At 73.0% G+C, this 16356-nt stretch carries 12 protein-coding genes and 1 pseudogene; 7 read left to right on the plus strand and 6 right to left on the minus strand.

All coding sequences use genetic code 11. The features are described 5' to 3' along the window. The first annotated feature begins 7 nt into the window (after nt 1-7). A pseudogene (locus Q0R63_RS08180) lies at nt 8-382 on the plus strand (NPCBM/NEW2 domain-containing protein). Between the two features lie 113 nt (nt 383-495). Here Q0R63_RS08180 and Q0R63_RS08185 read toward each other — a convergent pair. Continuing rightward, the gene (locus Q0R63_RS08185; protein WP_295696171.1) at nt 496-945 is read right to left on the minus strand and encodes a PPOX class F420-dependent oxidoreductase; all 450 of its coding nucleotides are present in this window, start codon (nt 943-945) and stop codon (nt 496-498) included. Between the two features lie 95 nt (nt 946-1040). On the opposite strand from Q0R63_RS08185, the gene Q0R63_RS08190 reads away from it, so the two are divergent. Next, nucleotides 1041-1301, plus strand: coding sequence for a mycoredoxin (locus tag Q0R63_RS08190; RefSeq protein WP_295696173.1), 261 nt, complete (start codon nt 1041-1043; stop codon nt 1299-1301). Between the two features lie 39 nt (nt 1302-1340). On the opposite strand, the gene nudC is transcribed toward Q0R63_RS08190, so the two are convergent. Further along, on the minus strand, nt 1341-2351 hold the full coding sequence (nudC, locus tag Q0R63_RS08195; RefSeq protein ID WP_295696176.1) for an NAD(+) diphosphatase: 1011 nt from the start codon (nt 2349-2351) through the stop codon (nt 1341-1343). A 94-nt stretch (nt 2352-2445) separates the two neighbouring features. Here nudC and Q0R63_RS08200 point away from each other — a divergent pair, with 94 nt between their 5' ends. Beyond that, nucleotides 2446-3864 (plus strand): macrolide 2'-phosphotransferase, encoded by a 1419-nt coding sequence (locus Q0R63_RS08200; RefSeq protein ID WP_295696177.1) that lies wholly within the window; start codon nt 2446-2448, stop codon nt 3862-3864. A 15-nt stretch (nt 3865-3879) separates the two neighbouring features. On the opposite strand, the gene Q0R63_RS08205 is transcribed toward Q0R63_RS08200, so the two are convergent. The 3 genes from Q0R63_RS08205 to Q0R63_RS08215 all read right to left on the minus strand — a co-directional run bounded on the left by Q0R63_RS08205 (nt 3880) and on the right by Q0R63_RS08215 (nt 11709). Continuing rightward, on the minus strand, nt 3880-7446 hold the full coding sequence (locus Q0R63_RS08205) for an ATP-dependent DNA helicase (RefSeq protein WP_295696179.1): 3567 nt from the start codon (nt 7444-7446) through the stop codon (nt 3880-3882). Further along, nucleotides 7443-10703 (minus strand): ATP-dependent DNA helicase, encoded by a 3261-nt coding sequence (locus tag Q0R63_RS08210; protein WP_295696182.1) that lies wholly within the window; start codon nt 10701-10703, stop codon nt 7443-7445. Before Q0R63_RS08210 ends, Q0R63_RS08205 begins: the two co-directional genes overlap by 4 nt. A gap of 220 nt (nt 10704-10923) precedes the next feature. Then, nucleotides 10924-11709 carry an MGMT family protein gene (locus Q0R63_RS08215; RefSeq protein WP_295696184.1) on the minus strand — a complete coding sequence of 262 codons (786 nt, stop codon included), beginning with the start codon at nt 11707-11709 and terminating at the stop codon, nt 10924-10926. A gap of 67 nt (nt 11710-11776) precedes the next feature. Here Q0R63_RS08215 and Q0R63_RS08220 point away from each other — a divergent pair, with 67 nt between their 5' ends. Then, nucleotides 11777-12163, plus strand: coding sequence for a VOC family protein (locus Q0R63_RS08220; protein ID WP_295696186.1), 387 nt, complete (start codon nt 11777-11779; stop codon nt 12161-12163). Between the two features lie 29 nt (nt 12164-12192). On the opposite strand, the gene Q0R63_RS08225 is transcribed toward Q0R63_RS08220, so the two are convergent. Beyond that, nucleotides 12193-12819, minus strand: coding sequence for a PH domain-containing protein (locus Q0R63_RS08225; protein ID WP_295696188.1), 627 nt, complete (start codon nt 12817-12819; stop codon nt 12193-12195). Nucleotides 12820-13001: 182 nt separating this feature from the next. Here Q0R63_RS08225 and deoC point away from each other — a divergent pair, with 182 nt between their 5' ends. From deoC to Q0R63_RS08240, 3 genes are read left to right on the plus strand one after another with little or no spacing between them, the layout of a single operon-like run. Next, a complete protein-coding gene (deoC, locus tag Q0R63_RS08230) occupies nt 13002-13946 on the plus strand; it encodes a deoxyribose-phosphate aldolase (protein WP_366521093.1) in 945 nt (314 codons plus the stop codon). 11 nt (nt 13947-13957) lie between these two features. After that, nucleotides 13958-15406 (plus strand): aldehyde dehydrogenase family protein, encoded by a 1449-nt coding sequence (locus Q0R63_RS08235; RefSeq protein WP_295696192.1) that lies wholly within the window; start codon nt 13958-13960, stop codon nt 15404-15406. Further along, nucleotides 15403-16356, plus strand: a complete 954-nt coding sequence (locus Q0R63_RS08240; protein ID WP_295696194.1) for an aldehyde dehydrogenase family protein — start codon at nt 15403-15405, stop codon at nt 16354-16356. Before Q0R63_RS08235 ends, Q0R63_RS08240 begins: the two co-directional genes overlap by 4 nt.

Below are 16356 nucleotides of genomic sequence, written 5' to 3' on the forward strand. Positions count from 1 at the left end.
GAAGGACATGAGCAACGGCGAGACCGCCGCCGGCGACGGGAAGCCGATCACGATCCGCGGCGCCGTCTTCGCCAAGGGCCTCGGCGTCAACGCCACCAGTGACATCGTCTAGTACCTCGGCGGTGCCTGCTCGTCCCTCACCACCACGGTCGGGATCGACGACGAGGTGGCCGCCTCCGGTGGCAACGTGATCTTCCAGGTCTTCGCCGGGGACACCACGGTGGCGGACAGCGGCGCGGTGACCAACACCTCGCCGACCATGACCCTGACGGCCGACCTCACCGGCGCCGCGTGGCTGCGGCTGCACGTCGACCCCAACGGGCCCACGACCTTCGACCACGCCGACTGGGCGGGGCCGGTGCTGACCTCCGCGGCCCCCTGACGCTCCCGCGGTGACACCGGATTGGCGTCCAGACGCGTCATTGAGAGCGCGGTTTCACCCCAATCCGGGGGTCGGGGTCGGGGATCCAGGTCGGGGCGGCTGGTCAGCGCTGGTCAGTGCTGCTTCAGCCCGTAGGCCCGTTCCACCACGACGCTGAGCACGAGACGTCCGTCGCGGACCATCGCGCGACGGTAGTCGTCCCAGTCGGGGTGCTCCTTGCCGGCGATCGCCCGGTAGAGCTCGACGAGCTGATCCACCGTGGGGTCGTCGGGGGCCTCGGCGACCGGTGAGATCTCGGCGTGACCCTCGAGCACGGCATACGACCAGCCGTCGGCGGAGGTGAGCATGAGCGAGACCCGGGGGTCGCGGCGGAGGTTGGCGATCTTGGCCAGGCTGGTGCGGGTCGAGGTGCGCGCGACGCACTGCTTCGCCGACCACGCGAAGTTGACGACGGACAGCTGCGGGCGGCCGTCCCGGCGGATCGTCGCCAGCGAGCCGATGGTGCGCGACTCGGCGAGCTCGCGGACGTCCGCGGAGAGGTCGATGCGCGCGATGGTGGCCATGCGCCCATCCCACCGGGAAGGAATGGGCTGCGTCAACCGTTGACCAGCCCGGGTCCGATCGCCTCCGCCCACCCCAGCATCCCGAGGAGCAGCGCATGTCCGTCCAGACGCCCGACGCCGGCACGGTGACGATGTACAGCACGAGCTGGTGCGGCTACTGCGCCCGGCTCAAGACCCAGCTCGACCGCGAAGGCATCCCCTTCACGGTCATCGACATCGAGCGGGACCCCTCGAGCGCCACCTTCGTCGAGGAGGTCAACCACGGCAACCAGACCGTGCCGACAATCCTCTTCCCAGACGGGTCCGCCGCGACCAACCCCAGCGTCATCGAGGTCAAGAAGCGCCTCGGGCTCTGAGCCCATTGGTCGTTGACCCGATAGCCGGTATGCCGCCCGTCACCAGTGGACCGCGGCCGCCGATCCCCCGCCCGACTCGATCGCCTCGGTGACCGTCTGCCCCAGCCAGTGCTCGATGATCCGCTGGGCGATGGAGATCCCGCTCGGGGTCTTGAGCTCGCCCGAACGCAGCTGCGCGACGTAGTCCTCGCGGCTCACCCACCGCGCCTCGGCGATCTCAACGGGATCGACGGTGATCTCGGTGCCGAGCGCCCGCGCGCGGAAGCCGATCATGCCCGAGGCGGGGAACGGCCACGGCTGGTTGCCGAGGTAGGTCACGTCGGTGACGGCGATGCCGACCTCCTCGCCGACCTCGCGGGTGACCGCCGCCTCGAACGACTCCCCCGGCTCGACGAAGCCCGCCAGCACCGAGAACCGGCCCTCCGGCCAGGCCGGCGACCGTCCGAGCAGGAGCCGGTCGTCGGCGTCGATGACCGCCATGATGACGGCCGGGTCGGTCCGCGGGTAGTGCTCGCTGCCGTCGCGCTCGCACCGGCGCGTCCACCCGGAGAGCGCCGGCGCCGTCGGAGACCCGCAGCGGGGACAGAACGGGTGGGCCGCGTGCCAGAACATCAGGGCCTGCGCCGTGGTGAAGATCCCGGCGTCGCGGGCGCCGAGGTCGAGACCGGCCGCCCGCAGGTTCTGCCAGCGCCCGGCCGCCGGGTCGTCGTCGTCAGGGGCGTCGCCGACCACCGCGACGTGTGCCGTGGGGTCGCCCCCCGCCGCGCCGTCCTCCGGTGTCTCCTCGCCGAGGAAGAAGGCCATGAGATCGCGGTCGGCCTCCGTCGGGGACCGTTGCACGAGAACGGTGCCCGTGGCCTCCGAGGCGGCGGCCGACTGCTCGCTCTCGTGGCTGAGGACCTCCATCCGCGCGTCCCGCGTCACCGTCACGACGCGCGTCGCGGGATCGGCCAGCAACCGGCTGATCAGCTCGGGGTCCGCGCGGCGGTGAGCAGCGCGGTCGAGGGTCCCCCGGGAGAGGGCGAGGTGGGTTAGCGCGTCGTGGGCCACGTCGTCAGCCTAGGCGCATCCCCGGACTCGCCGAGGTCGCGCATCCCCGGCGAGGTTGCGGGGCCCGCGCGGGCCCACGGCATACCGTGGGGGAGTGACTCGCACGCCCCTGCAGCTCGCCGCCCTCGCCAGCTCGGCGGTGCCCGGTCTGGATCCGGCGGCGGTGCAGGCGGCGACGGCTGCGGCCGACCACTACTACGAGGTCGCGTTCGTGACCGACTCGCAGCAGCGGATGTGGGTCGTCCGCGCACCGGTGACCGCGGCGGCCGGGGCCCAGATGGACACGACGGTGGTGCTGCTCGGCCTCATCGCCCGACGGCTGCCGTTCGCGGTGCCGGCGCCCCGGGGCTTCGTCGGCGTCCCCGAGGGGCGGGTCGTCGTCTATCCCCACATCTCGGGCCGACCGATCAACTTCGCCGCCCTCCCGCCCGGTCCAGGCCTCGCGGCCGAGCTCGGCCGCACCCTCGCCGCGATCCACAACCTCGACCGCGCGCTCTTCGACGAGGCGTCGCTGCCGGTCTACGACTCCGAGACCTACCGCACCCGCCGGCTCGCCGACCTCGACCGGGCCGCGGCGACGGGTCACGTGCCGACGGCCCTGCTGTCGCGGTGGGAGCGGGCGCTCGAGGACGTCTCGATGTGGCGCTTCGCCCCGACGCCCGTCCACGGAGACATCAACGGCGACCAGGTCCTCGTGGGGTTCGAGGACCCGGACGACGTCATGACCGGCCGGGTGCGCGGCATCACCGGATGGGACGACGCGCAGGTGGCCGACCCCGCCGAGGACTTCGCGGCGATCGTCACCCAGTGTGAGGAGGAGACCATCGAGACGGTGCTCGAGGCCTACGCCAACTCGCGCGTCGAGCGCCCCGACGCGCACCTGCGGCGACGCGCCCGGCTCGCCGCCGAGCTGCGGCTGCTGACCTCGCTCCTCACCGCCGTGAGCGCCGGGCGTCGCGACCTCATCCGCGCGTATGCCGTGGACCTGCGCGACCTCGACGAGCGCACCATCGACGAGCCCGACGAGCCCGAACAGCCGGCCGGGCTCGGTCGCCACGGTGCCGGCGTCCTGCCGTTGCGGGAGTCGGCCTTCGACCGGGAGCAGCTCGACGACGAGGGGTTCGACGAGGAGCATCTCGACGAGGAGGGGTTCGACGAGGAGGGTTTCGACGAGGACGAGGAGCAGCTCGACGATCTCGATGTCGGCGAGGACACCCAACCGATCTCCGCCGAGCACCTGGGCGAGCTGACCGCCGTCATCCCCCAGGACGAGCTCGACCGGATCCGCCGGGATACGGCCTCCGACGACGCGTACTCCGACGACGGCCCGGCCGCGCCCACCGAAACCGAGCCCCCCGAAACCGAGCCCCCCGAAACCGAGCCCACCGGGTCCGAGCCCACCGGGCCCGAGCCCACCGGGCCCGAGCCCACCGAGCCCAGTGGCACCACTACCGGACCGGTGACGAAGAAACCGCCATCCGACTCCGGGATCGACTCCGACACCTGGCGCTGAGGGTTCGCGGCGACGTCAGGACTCGGGATCGGCTGCAGGTTCGTCGGCGATCGACCCGAGCAGGGCGAGCAGCTCCTTCTCGCGCGGGAGCCTCGGCCGGACGGTCGTGCCGGTGGCGGCGTAGTAGAAGGCGCCGTCCACGCGGGAGGTCGGCAGTCCGCGCAGCCGGGCGTAGGCGAGCGCGTAGGTCGCGAGCTGCAGGGCCCGCGGGCGGGCGTCCCGGCCCTGCGGCTCGGCGCCGGTCTTCCAGTCGACGATCGTGCAGCCCCCGTCGTCGCGGGGGAACACCGCGTCGATCCGGCCGCGCAGGGCGAAGCCGTCGAGCATCGTCTCGACCGAGATCTCGATCTCCTCCGGCACCCGCTGCGACCACTCGCTGGCGAGGAACAGCTCCTTCATCCGCGGCAGGTCGGCGTCGTCGCCGGCGTTGTCGTCGGCGCTACCCGGCAGGTCGAGGAGGTCGACCATCGCGGCGCGGGCGAAGTGCTCCTCCACCCAGGCGTGGAACGCGGTGCCGCGACGGGCTGCGATCGCTGGCTCGCTGGGCATCGGTCGCCGCAGCTGCAGGGCATAGCGGTCGCGATCAGTGGCCAGCTGGACGACGGCCGAGGCCGACAGATGGCGGGGGACCTCGACGACGACGCCGGCGCGGTGGCGGGAGGCCTCACGCTCGCGCAGCAACAGCTCGAGATCCCGTTCGAGCTCGGGGTCCGACGGCACCTCGAGCGGGTCGAGGCCGGCGGACGACCCGTCGACGTCCGCGTCCTGGACCGCTGACCCGCGGACCCCAGCGGCACCGCCACCCTCCCGAAGCCGCCGCATGGCCACGGTCACGCGGTCGACCGCCTCGGCGAGCTCGGCCCGTCGGAGCGCCAGGGGGTCGGAGGGCCAGGCCGCCCGGGTCGGCTCCACGAGCCGGGGGTTGGGCGGCTTCGGCGGGTCGACGGGCGGCATCGGGGCCCAGTGCGACACCGAGACACCGAGACCCGCGGCCGGGTCAAGGGCCTCGGTGAGGAAGGTCGAGGTGACCCGCGGGGTGGACGCGTCCGACCAGACCGGTGCGGTGAGCAGCAGCGCGGACCGGGCCCGCGTGAAAGCGACGTAGGCCAGCCGACGCTCCTCGGCGAGGGCGTGCCGGCCGCCCTCGAGGACGAACTGCTCGAACGCCCCCTTGATGTCGTCCCAGTCCGTGGTGGTGCGCCACCCGAAGACCGGCAGACCGTCACGGTCGCCGCGCAGGTCGTAGGGGACGCCATCCGCCCCCACGCACCAGCCTTTGTCGTGGTCCACACCGACGCTCCACTCGTCGTCGGCGACCGAGCTGCTGACCCCGTTTGACCGGGCCGGGAAGGACCCCTCGACGAGGCCGGGGATCGCGACACAGTCCCACTCCAGACCCTTGGCCGCGTGCACGGTGAGCACCTGGACGGCGTCCGTCGACGACTCGATGGTCGGGGTGTCGAGACCGCGCTCCTGCTCGATGGCGGCGTCGATCCAGGCGAGGAAGCCGCTGAGCGTCGGGCGGTCGGCGGAGACGGAGAACCCGGCGGCCACGTCGGCGAACGCGTCGAGGTGGGCCCGTGCGGTCGTCGGGGTGTGCTCCGGTCGGGCGAGCACCTCGATGTCGAGACCGAGAGCGCGCTCGGCCTCGCCGACGAGGTCGGCGAGAGGCAGCCCGGTGAGCTTGCGCAGCCCGCGGACGACGGCACTGAGGCCGGCCAGCCGCTCGAGACCCGCGGCCGAGACGTACTGCCCCTCGGGTCCCCGCCAGCCCTCCCGGGGCAGGTCGTCGATCGCCTCGACGATGCTCGCCCGCTCCGAGCTCTCCGGTGCTTGGTCGCGGGCCGTCTCGGGCGGCGGCAGGACGGCCATGCCGGACTCGTCGGAGTCGCGGCCGTCGGTGGACGCGTCGGCGAAGTCGTCGAACTCCGGGGGCCGGTCGTCCTCGAGCCCGGGCAACGTCACGACCGCGGCACCCTTCGGGCGGGCCTGCTGGCTGCGGGCCCACGTCGCGAGACCGTCGAGGTCGGCCGCGCCCAGTCGGCAGAGCGGCCCGGTGAGCAGCCGCATCAGCCGGTCGCCCCGCGAGGGGTCCTGGACGACCCAGAGCAGGCTCACGAGGTCACCGACCTCCGGGGTCTGAAGGAGGCCTCCCAGCCCGACGACCTCGACCGGGAGCTCCTGTGCCCTCAGCGCCTCCACGATCATCGGGAACTGGGCGCGCTTGCGACACAACACCGCTGCCGACAGCCCGGTGCGTCGTCCGCTCGCACGACGCCACCGCTGGGCGATCCAGTGCGCGACGTGTGCGGCCTCCTCCTCGGTGGTCTCGAAACGTCCGGCGTGGACCTCGCCGGGCCCCGCGCCCGGACGGGTCGTGAGCGGCACGACGTGCTCGGTGCGCAACGGCGCCGAGGTGCGGTTGGCGACGTCGAGGATCAGGTCGTCGTTCCGCCAGCTGGTGCTGAGCTGGAGCACCCGCGCCGGACCCCGCACGTCCGCGAACTCCGCCGGAAAGCGCCGCAGCGTCGTGGCGCTCGCGCCCCGCCAGCCGTAGATCGACTGGTTCGGGTCGCCGACCGCGGTCACCGCGGACGGCCTGTCCGTCCCGGCGAACAGCGCCCGCAGCAGCACGAGCTGGGCCTCCGAGGTGTCCTGGAACTCGTCGAGCAGCACCGCCCGGAACCGCTGGCGCTCGATGCCGCCGATGGCCGGGAAGCGGGTGGCGAGCTGGGCGGCCAGCGCCATCTGGTCGGAGAAGTCCATGGCGTCGCGGCTGCGCTTGAGCTCGAGGTAGGACCGCACCATGGGCAGCAGGGCGCGGCGGTTGCGCAGGGCCTCCAGCACGTCACGCACCGGGAACTTCTGGGCGCGGGACCCTCCCTTGGGCAGCACCTCGAGGTAGGCCTCCATGTCGTCGATGTAGTCGACGACCTGCTCGGGCGTGCGCAGGTGCTCGGCGAGCTCGCCGGCGAGCGAGACGACGGCCCCGATGATCGACGACTCCACCGAGGTCACGTCGTCCATCGGCCCGTCGTAGCACGCCACCGCCTCGGCGGCATACTGCCAGGCGGCCGCCTCGGAGAGCAGTCGCGACTCGGGCTCGTAGCCCAGCCGGAGGGCGTGCTCGCGCACCAGCCGCCCGGCATACGAGTGATAGGTCGAGACGACGGGTATGCCGCCGAGCGCCTCGGCGCCGTCGTCGTCGAGCGCGCGCGGGGTCCACAGCTGCGTCTCGGCGAGCCGGTGCAGCCGCCGCCCGATGCGCTCGGCGAGCTCGGTCGCCGCCTTGCGGGTGAAGGTCAGGCCGAGGACCTGGTCGGGCTCGACGTGGCCGTTGGCGACGAGCCAGACGACCCGCGAGGCCATCGTCTCGGTCTTGCCGGACCCGGCGCCGGCGACCACCAGCAGCGGGTGGTCGGGGGCGGACTCGATGATGACCCGCTGCTCGTCGGTCGGCGGGGGGTTGCCGAGGGCCTCGGCGATGTGGCCCGCGGAGAGGGTCGCCCGGGTGGCCGAGCCCGCCGAGCCCGCCGAGCCCGCCATGGCGACAGGGGTGCTCGTGTCATTGATGGTCGTCACGTGAGGACGTCCCCCTCGGGCTGCACCGGGCACGACGACTTCACCGGGCAGTAGAGGCACTGCGTGCCCTGGGTGGCGACGACCACGGCCCCGCTCATCCCCTCGGCGGTGAGCGCGATGAGCTCCTCGGCCCAGTGCGGGTCCTCCTGGTCGGCCAACGGTGGCTGCTCCATCAGGGCGTTGTCCTTCGGCGCCTTCTTGCCGAGGCGCAGGATCGCCGCCCCGGCCGACTCGCGCCCCTCGTCGAAGCCGCCGTGCTCGGTGGCGACCTGGTAGGTCGCCAGCTGGGGATGGACCAGGACGGCGGCCCTCGTGGGCGCCGACGACCCGGTCTTGTAGTCGAGGACCCGCAACCGCCCTGCAGCGTCGCGCTCGAGGCGGTCGACCCTCCCGGAGATCGTCGCCCGCCCGACCTCCACACATAGGCCCACCTCGCTGCCCACCTTCTCCCACCCCTCGCGCGCCGCCCGCGCGTAGTAGTCGACGAGCCGCCCCACCATGTCGTGGGCGTCGTCGCGCAGCCGGTCGTTGACCCACCCCGGGGGGAGTCCGAGCCGACCCCACCGGCGGTCGACCTCGGCGACGAGGGTCTCGCGGTCGACGTCGTCGCCGAGGTCGTGGGCGATGTCGTGGACCAGGGTGCCGAGGTTGGCCTTGCCCTGGCTCGGCGAGTCACCTCCGGCGGAGGTGAGCAGCCAGCGCAACCCGCAGGTGGCGAAGGCCTCGACCTTGGACGGGGAGATCCGGACCTGCTGCTCCGGGCGACGCAGCGGCCGGTCGTCGGTGAGCAGCCGCTGCGCCCACCACTGGTCGGGGTCCGCCCCCGAGACCTCCGCGTCGGCCAACCGGGCCAGCGCCCCGGCTGCCGTCGCGGCCTGGGCGACGTCGCCGACGACCAGGGTGCGGCGCAGCCGCGCGACGAGCGCCGGAAGGGTCAGGGGTGCGGCCACGTCGACGAGTGGCCGCAGGCCGTCGCCGGCTTTGGTGCCGGTCGCGCCGGAACCCTCCTCGTCAGGGCCTGCTGAGACCTCGGGTCCCTGGGTGCCGGTCAAGGGGTCGACGAGGTCGAGGTAGACCGACGGCTGCTCGTCCTCGCTGCGCACCGCCGTCACCAGCAGCCGTTCCTGAGCGCGGGACACCGCCACGTGGAAGAGCCGCGTCTCGTCGTAGCGCACCGCCGCCTGTGCCGCCCGCATCGAGGTCCCCCGGCCGGTGACGACGGCGACGAGGTCCTCGGACCCGAGCAGCGATCCCCGCAGCCGCAGGTCGGGCCAGACCCCTTCCTGGACCCCGGCGACCACAACGAACGGCCACTCCCGACCTGCCGCCGACGCCGGGGTGAGGACCGCGACGGACTGTCCCTCGGGCGCTCGGGGGACGAGGGTGTCACCGGGCACGTCCTGGCTGCGGACGTGCTCGAGGAAACGGTCGGGACCGGCACCGGGCAGCCGGTCGACGAAGGCGGCGACGGCGCCGAAGAGGGCGACCACCGCGTCGAGATCGCGGTCCGCGCGGGCCCCACGAGCCCCTCCGGACAGGGCGATCCGCCGCCAGCGACCAGCGATGTCGAGCCCCTCCCAGATCGCCCACAGCACGCCCTCCGCGGTGACGCCGGGAGCCCAGCTGCGTTCTGTGTCAACGCTGTCGGAGCCGTCGGGCACGTCGACCACCCGGGCGGCGTCCAGCCCGCGGGAGATGGCGGAGGCGAGGCGCCGCACCGGTCGGCCCTCGAAGCCGAGGGCCGTCGCCTCCGGAAGGTCCAGGAGCACGGCCCCCAGCAGCTCGTCACTGGTGCGGTGCCCACCGGCGTCGAGCTCGGCCCGGCGCAGCAACCGGCGCAGGCGGCGCAGGTCGACGGCGTGGCAATCGGCCGCTGGCGAGAGCAGCAGGTCCACCGCCTCCTCCGGCTCGATGACGGCCTGGGGGTCCTTGGCGAGCCGCAGGACGAGGTCGAGGAGGGCGAGCAGCGGGCGGACCGCGACCTCGTCGCGCACGGGGATCTCCCCGCTCGCGGCGGCGACGGGGACCCCCTGCGACACCAGGGTCCGACGCAGGGTCGCGTCGCGCCCCTTGCCCCGGACGATGACCGCCATGTCGCCCCACGGCATCCCGTCCAGGAGATGGGCCCGTCGCAGCCGCGCGGCGATGTGGGCAGCCTCCTGCGAGGCGGCGCGCAGCAGGGCGACCTCGACCGTCTCGGCGTGCGGGAGCCCGACGCGGCCGGCCACGACCTCGCGCTGGGTGCTGCCGCCGAGGGCGCCGATGCGGCGAGCGAGACGGTCGGTGACCGAGCGCAGCGCCTCCGGCTGGCGGTATGCCGTGGGCAGCACGATCGTCGGCGGCTCACCCTCGCGGCCGGGCGCCAGCGCGGTCCAGCCGGTGGCGAGGATGCGGGGGTCGGCTCCGCGGAAGGTCTGCACGGCGCTGTCGGGGTCGCCGAGCAGGACGAGGTCGATGCCGGCGGCTCCGAGCACCCCGAGCAGCCGTGCCGCCGCCGAGGTGAGCTCCTGCGCGTCGTCGACCACGACGAGGCGGACCTGCTCCCGGAGCCGGTCGAGGGCGGCGAGGTCGTCCTCGAGGAGGTCGGCGGCTGCGGTGAGGATCCAGGCCGGGTCGTAGGCGCCCGGACGAGAGAGGGCTGTCACCTCGTCGTACTCCGCGAGCACCTGCGCGGCCGCTTCCCACTCGGGGCGGTGGTGCTCGCGTCCGAGCGCCGCCAGGTCATCGGCCTCGAGACCGTGCTCGACCGTGCGCATGAGCAGGTCACGCAGCTCGGAGCGGAAGCCGCGCTTGTCGAGGGCCACGTCGAGGTGGTCGGGCCACGCGGGTCCTCGGACCTGGCCGGACGCGTGCCCGGCGAGGAGGTCGCGCAGGATCACGTCCTGCTCCGGCCCGCTGAGCAGACGCGGCGCGGGCTCGCCGCGCAGGGCCGCCTCGCGCCGCAGGATGCCGAACCCCAGAGCCTGGTGGGTGCGCGCCAGGGGCTCGGTCGAGGTGCGGTCGAGCCTCGCGGTCACGCGCTCGCGGAGCCGGGCCGCTGCAGTCCGGGTGGAGGTGAGCAGAAGGCACTCGTCAGGCTGCAGGAGCCCGGCGGCCACCCGGTCGACGACGACCTCGACCGCGGTCGTCGTCTTGCCCGTGCCCGGGGCGCCGAGCACCCGCAGGAGGGGACCGCGGTGCGCGAGGACGCGACGCTGCGCCTCGTCGAGCGGGGGCGCCGCCACGACGAGCGCTGGAGCACGGCGCAGGTCGACCACGGGAGCCATCCCATCACGCAGGACCGACAGCGGGCTCGGTGGCGCGGCGGCGATGGCGCGTCAGAGCCGGATCACGTGGCCCGGGTTGACGGAGCCCGGCCTCCGAGTGGTCAGCTCTGGTCGATCCCAGGCTCCCGGAAGGACCTCTCCTGACCTCTCGACGACGCGCCCCGCCCAGGCGTCGCCAGTGGTCACCTTTGGCGAGGCCCCGGCATCGCCATCAGCGAGCGACGAGCTCCACCTCGAAGCCCGCCTCGTCCTCGAGGTATGCCGCGTAGTGACCCGGCCCCCCGGCATACGGGTAGCGGTCGGTGAACATCAACGACCAGCCGTGACGCGGCCCGGCGCTGACGAGTCGGTCGACCTCGGCACGGGCGCCGGCATGGAAGGCGAGGTGGTTGACGCCTGCGCGCGTGCGGTCGTGGCCGCCGCGGACGTCGCGGCCGGCCTCGAGCACGAGGTAGGTGGCGCCCAGCTGCCACGACTCCCCCGTCGGCCAGGTGTCTTCTCGCGCGTAGCCGAGCTCGCTCAGCAGCCACCCCCAGCTCGTCTGTGCCGCAACGAGATCCGTGACCCACACCTCGACGTGGTGAAGCGTGCCCCGTGGAGCAGCAGGGAGCGACGGCGTCGCGTCGGCCCCCGTGCCCCCAGAGAGGTCGGGCTCCCACCGGGCCCGGGCCAGATCGACCCGCAGCCCCTCGAGCGTCCCGCGGACCAGCGGCGTCCCCTCCTCGCGGTAGTGCTCGAGAGCCCGTTCCTCGAGCCCCTGCGGCGGGTGGCCCCCCGCACGCAGCACCCGCCACCACGGCAGGTCGGCTCCGTAGCGGCTCAGCACGTTGCCGACGAAGCGGGGCCCGCGACCGCCGACCATCTCCGCGATGTCGCCATAGGTCGCGACCTTCCCCTCGGGGATGCGCGCGACGACCTCCAGGACGTCCTCGACCTTCTCCGGCAACGTGGCCGGCGAGGGCGGCTCGCGCTCCCCGTCGACGGTGCTTCGCGTCATCGCGCCATCCTGTCAGGACCCCTGCCACATCCCCCGTGGCGCACCGGTCTGTGCAACCCTGCGGGGCATGACGATTCGTGGCCGCGACCGACAGGGCTGGCTCGGCGTCGTCCTCAACGCCCCGGACGCGCGGGCCCTCGCGACGTTCTACCGCGACCTCCTCGGCTGGCCGCTGGCCGACGACGAGCCGGACTGGTGCACGATGCAGATGCCCGACCTCCCGGTCAACCTCGCCTTCCAGACCGAGACCGACTACGTGCCGCCGGTCTGGCCCGCCACGTCCGGCCACCCGCAGATGCAGCTGCACCTCGATCTCGGGGTCACCGACCTCGAGGGCGCCACCGCGGATGCCGTCGCCCTCGAAGCGACGCTGCCGGAGCACCAGCCGCAGCCGGACGTTCGCGTCCTCCTCGACCCGGCCGGGCACCCGTTCTGCCTCTATCTGGACCGCTGACCGCCCCTGCCGGGGAGCGGTAGGACCCCTCAGCCGAGGAACCCCACCACGATGAGCAGGATCGGCAGCCCGAGCAGGGCGATGTCGGTGAGCTCCCAGGTGCGGGTGACCTGACCCTCCGGAGACACCTCGGGACGCCCGTCGGCGACCATCTCCGACCACTCGTCGCGAGCGAGCTCCACGGACTGGGCGGCACTGCGGACGGTAGCCCCGTCGGAGGGCGGGGCCTGGCTCGTGCTGCCGGTCATCGCCTGCCGACCCACGCCGTTGAAGCCGAGTATGCCGGCTCCGCGCGGCCGCTGGATGTGCGAGGAGATCGCCCACGCGGCATACGACGCGCCGGTGTCGGTGTAGACCTCGAGGTTCCACCGGGTCGCGACGTCGTCGACCCGCGCCCACGGCACCACGGTGCGCCGGATGGGGTTGTTGACGTGCACCCCGGCGAGACTGACGGCGAGCGACGGGCGGGTGAACAGCACCCAGCCGCAGGCCGCCCCGAGGAGCATGAAGCCGTCGAACACCAGGGAGAACGACCTCGTCACCACCGAGGTCACGACGATCCCGACACACAGCACGGTGGCGATGATGCCGAGCGCGACAGATCCGCGCTGTCGCAGCGTGCGCAGAGCCGCGGTGGACGGTGACGTCTCGGCCATGCGGGCGGACTCCAGGTTCGGGTGGTCAGGGTCAGGCGGCGGGCGATCCAGCGGCCAGCCGAGTCTCTCACGCAGGTCCCGACGACACCTCCCTCCGGGTGCTCCCCCACCGCCCCGCGCCCTAGACTCCCCCGGTGACCTCCACTGCCGACAAGGGCGACGCCGCCTCGAGGGCTCGCGACCTGCTCGGGGTCGGGCGCCTCACGAACGCGGCTCTGACGACGTGGCTGCACGGGCTCCCGGGGGTCGACCAGGTGGGCTGCGAGGCGCGAGCCGCGGCACTGGGCACCCGCTCGATCAAGACGACGGCGAAGGCCTGGGCGATCGACGCCGCGATCTCGATGATCGACCTCACGACCCTCGAGGGTTCCGACACCCACGACAAGGTCCGGTCGCTCTGCGGCAAGGCCCTCGTGCCCGACCCCACCGACGCCACCACGCCACGGCCGGCCGCGATCTGCGTCTACGGCGACATGGTCGCGACAGCCAAGAAAGCGTTGGGAGACAGCGGGATCCGTGTTGCCTCGGTCGCGACAGCCTTCCCCTCGGGCCGAGCCAGTATGCGGGTGCGCCTCGCCGACACGCGGGACGGCGTGCAGGCCGGCGCCGACGAGATCGACATGGTCATCGACCGGGGGGCGTTCCTCTCGGGCCGCTACCTCGAGGTCTTCGACCAGATCGCCGCGGTCCGGGAGGCGTGCCTGCGTGCCGACGGGAGCAGCGCCCACCTCAAGGTGATCATGGAGACCGGCGAGCTGGCGACCTACGACAACGTCCGGCGCGCTTCCTACCTGTCGATGCTCGCCGGTGGGCATTTCATCAAGACCTCGACGGGCAAGGTGTCCCCCGCGGCGACCCTGCCCGTCACCCTCGTCATGCTCGAGGCGGTCCGCGACTGGCGCGAGCTCACCGGCACCCAGGTCGGGGTCAAGCCGGCCGGCGGCATCCGGACGAGCAAGGACGCACTGAAGTACCTCGTCATGGTCAGCGAGGTCGCCGGCGACGACTGGCTCGACCCCGACTGGTTCCGCTTCGGTGCCTCGAGCCTGCTCAACGACCTGCTGCTGCAACGGCAGAAGCTCCGGACCGGTGCCTACTCCGGCGCCGACTACGTGACGATCGACTGAGGACCTGGCCCATGGCGAAGCTCGAGTACGCACCGGCGCCGGAGTCGCGCGCCGTCGTCGAGATCAGGTCCTCCTACGGCCTGTTCATCGGCGGCGAGTTCGTCGACTCCCAGGGTGGCGGCGCCTTCCCGAGCATCAACCCGGCCACGGAGGAGGTGCTCGCCGATGTCACCGACGCCAGCGCCGCCGACGTCGACCGGGCCGTGCGAGCCGCGCGCGCGGCATACCGCGGGGTGTGGGGACGGATGGCGGGGGCCGACCGCGGCAAGTACCTCTTCCGCATCGCCCGGATCCTGCAGGAGCGGGCCCGCGAGTTCGCCGTCCTGGAGACGCTGGACAACGGCAAGCCGATTAAGGAGTCGCGCGACGTCGACATCCCCCTCGCTGCGGCGCACTTCTTCTACCACGCGGGGTGGGCCGACAAGCTCGCGTATGCCGGGCTGGGTGTGGCCCCGCAGCCCGTGGGTGTCGTCGGCCAGGTCATCCCCTGGAACTTCCCCCTGCTCATGCTGTCGTGGAAGATCGCGCCGGCGCTGGCCTGTGGCAACACGGTCGTCCTCAAGCCGGCCGAGACGACGTCGCTGACCGCGCTGCTCTTCGCCGAGGTGTGCCAGCAGGCCGACCTGCCACCGGGGGTCGTCAACATCGTCACCGGCGCCGGGGCCACCGGACAGGCGCTCGTCGAGCACCCGGGCGTCGACAAGGTCGCCTTCACCGGCTCGACAGAGGTGGGCAAGGCCATCGCGCGCTCGATCGCCGGCACCCGCAAGCGGGCCACCCTCGAGCTCGGCGGCAAGGCGGCCAACATCGTCTTCGACGACGCCGCCATCGACGAGGCCGTGACGGGCATCGTCAACGGCATCTTCTTCAACCAGGGTCACGTCTGCTGCGCCGGATCGCGTCTGCTGGTGCAGGAACCCGTCGCCGACGAGCTCATCCGCAAGCTCAAGCGACGGCTCGCCACCATCCGGGTCGGCGACCCGCTCGACAAGAACACCGACCTCGGCGCCATCAACTCCGCGGTCCAGCTGGCGCGCGTCCGCGAGCTGTCCGACATCGGCGAGGCCGAGGGTGCCCAACGCTGGAGCCTGCCGTGCGACCTTCCCCCCCAAGGGTTCTGGTTCCCCCCGACCATCTTCACCGACGTCGCGCAGAGCAGCCGGATCGCCCAGGAGGAGGTCTTCGGACCAGTCCTGTCGGTGCTCACCTTCCGCACCCCGCAGGAGGCCGTGGCCAAGGCCAACAACACCCCCTACGGTCTCTCGGCCGGGATCTGGACCGAGAAGGGCTCACGCATCCTCTGGATGGCCGACCAGCTCCGGGCCGGCGTGGTCTGGGCCAACACCTTCAACAAGTTCGACCCGACCTCGCCGTTCGGCGGCTACAAGCAGTCGGGCTACGGCCGCGAGGGCGGCCGGCACGGCCTCGAGGCCTATGTCACGGCAGGAGACCTCGGATGAGCCCGACTGCCACGAGAGGCCCGACGCCGGGCACCAGCGCATCACAGGCCAATTCGCGCGTCGACGTGCGCAAGACCTACAAGCTCTATATCGGCGGCGCCTTCCCGCGCAGCGAGTCCGGCCGGTCGTATGCCGTCCACGGCGCCGGTGGCCGTGGGACACCGCGGTTCCTCGCCAACGCTGCGCAGGGGTCGCGCAAGGACGCCCGCGACGCCGTCGTGGCCGCCCGCGGTGCGGTGACCGGCTGGGCCGGCGCCACGGCCTACAACCGGGGGCAGGTGCTCTATCGCGTCGCCGAGGTGATGGAGGGTCGCGCCGACCAGTTCGCCGGCGAGGTCGCCGCCGCGGAGGGGCTCACCACGGCCCGGGCCCGCGTCGTCGTCAGCGCCGCGATCGACCGCTGGGTCTGGTATGCCGGGTGGACCGACAAGGTGGCCCAGGTCCTCGGCGCGGTCAACCCGGTCGCCGGCCCCTTCTTCGACATCAGTGCTCCCGAGCCGACCGGGGTCGTGGCCGTCCTTGCGCCGCAGGCCTCCTCGCTCCTCGGCCTCGTCTCCGTCGTCGCCCCCGCGATCGCGACCGGCAACACCGTCGTCGTCGTCGCGAGCGAGCTGCGGCCTCTTCCCGCCGTGGCGCTCGCCGAGGCGCTCGCGACGAGCGACGTGCCGGGAGGGGTCGTCAACATCCTCACCGGCGTCACCGCCGAGATGGCCCCGTGGCTCGCCTCGCACCGCGACGTCAACGCCATCGACCTCGCCGGGGCCGCCAACGCCACCGGCGTCAGCTGGGGCGACCTCGAAGCCGCCGGCGCCGAGAACCTCAAGCGGGTCCTGCGACCAGCGGGCACGGGCACTGTTGCGGTGGAACCCGATTGGACGCTGACCCCGGACCTGTCGCGGATACGGGCGTTCCTCGAGACCAAGACGGTCTGGCACCCCAAGGGCCGATGA

This window comes from Lapillicoccus sp. (assembly GCF_025353065.1).
Lineage (GTDB): Bacteria > Actinomycetota > Actinomycetes > Actinomycetales > Dermatophilaceae > Lapillicoccus.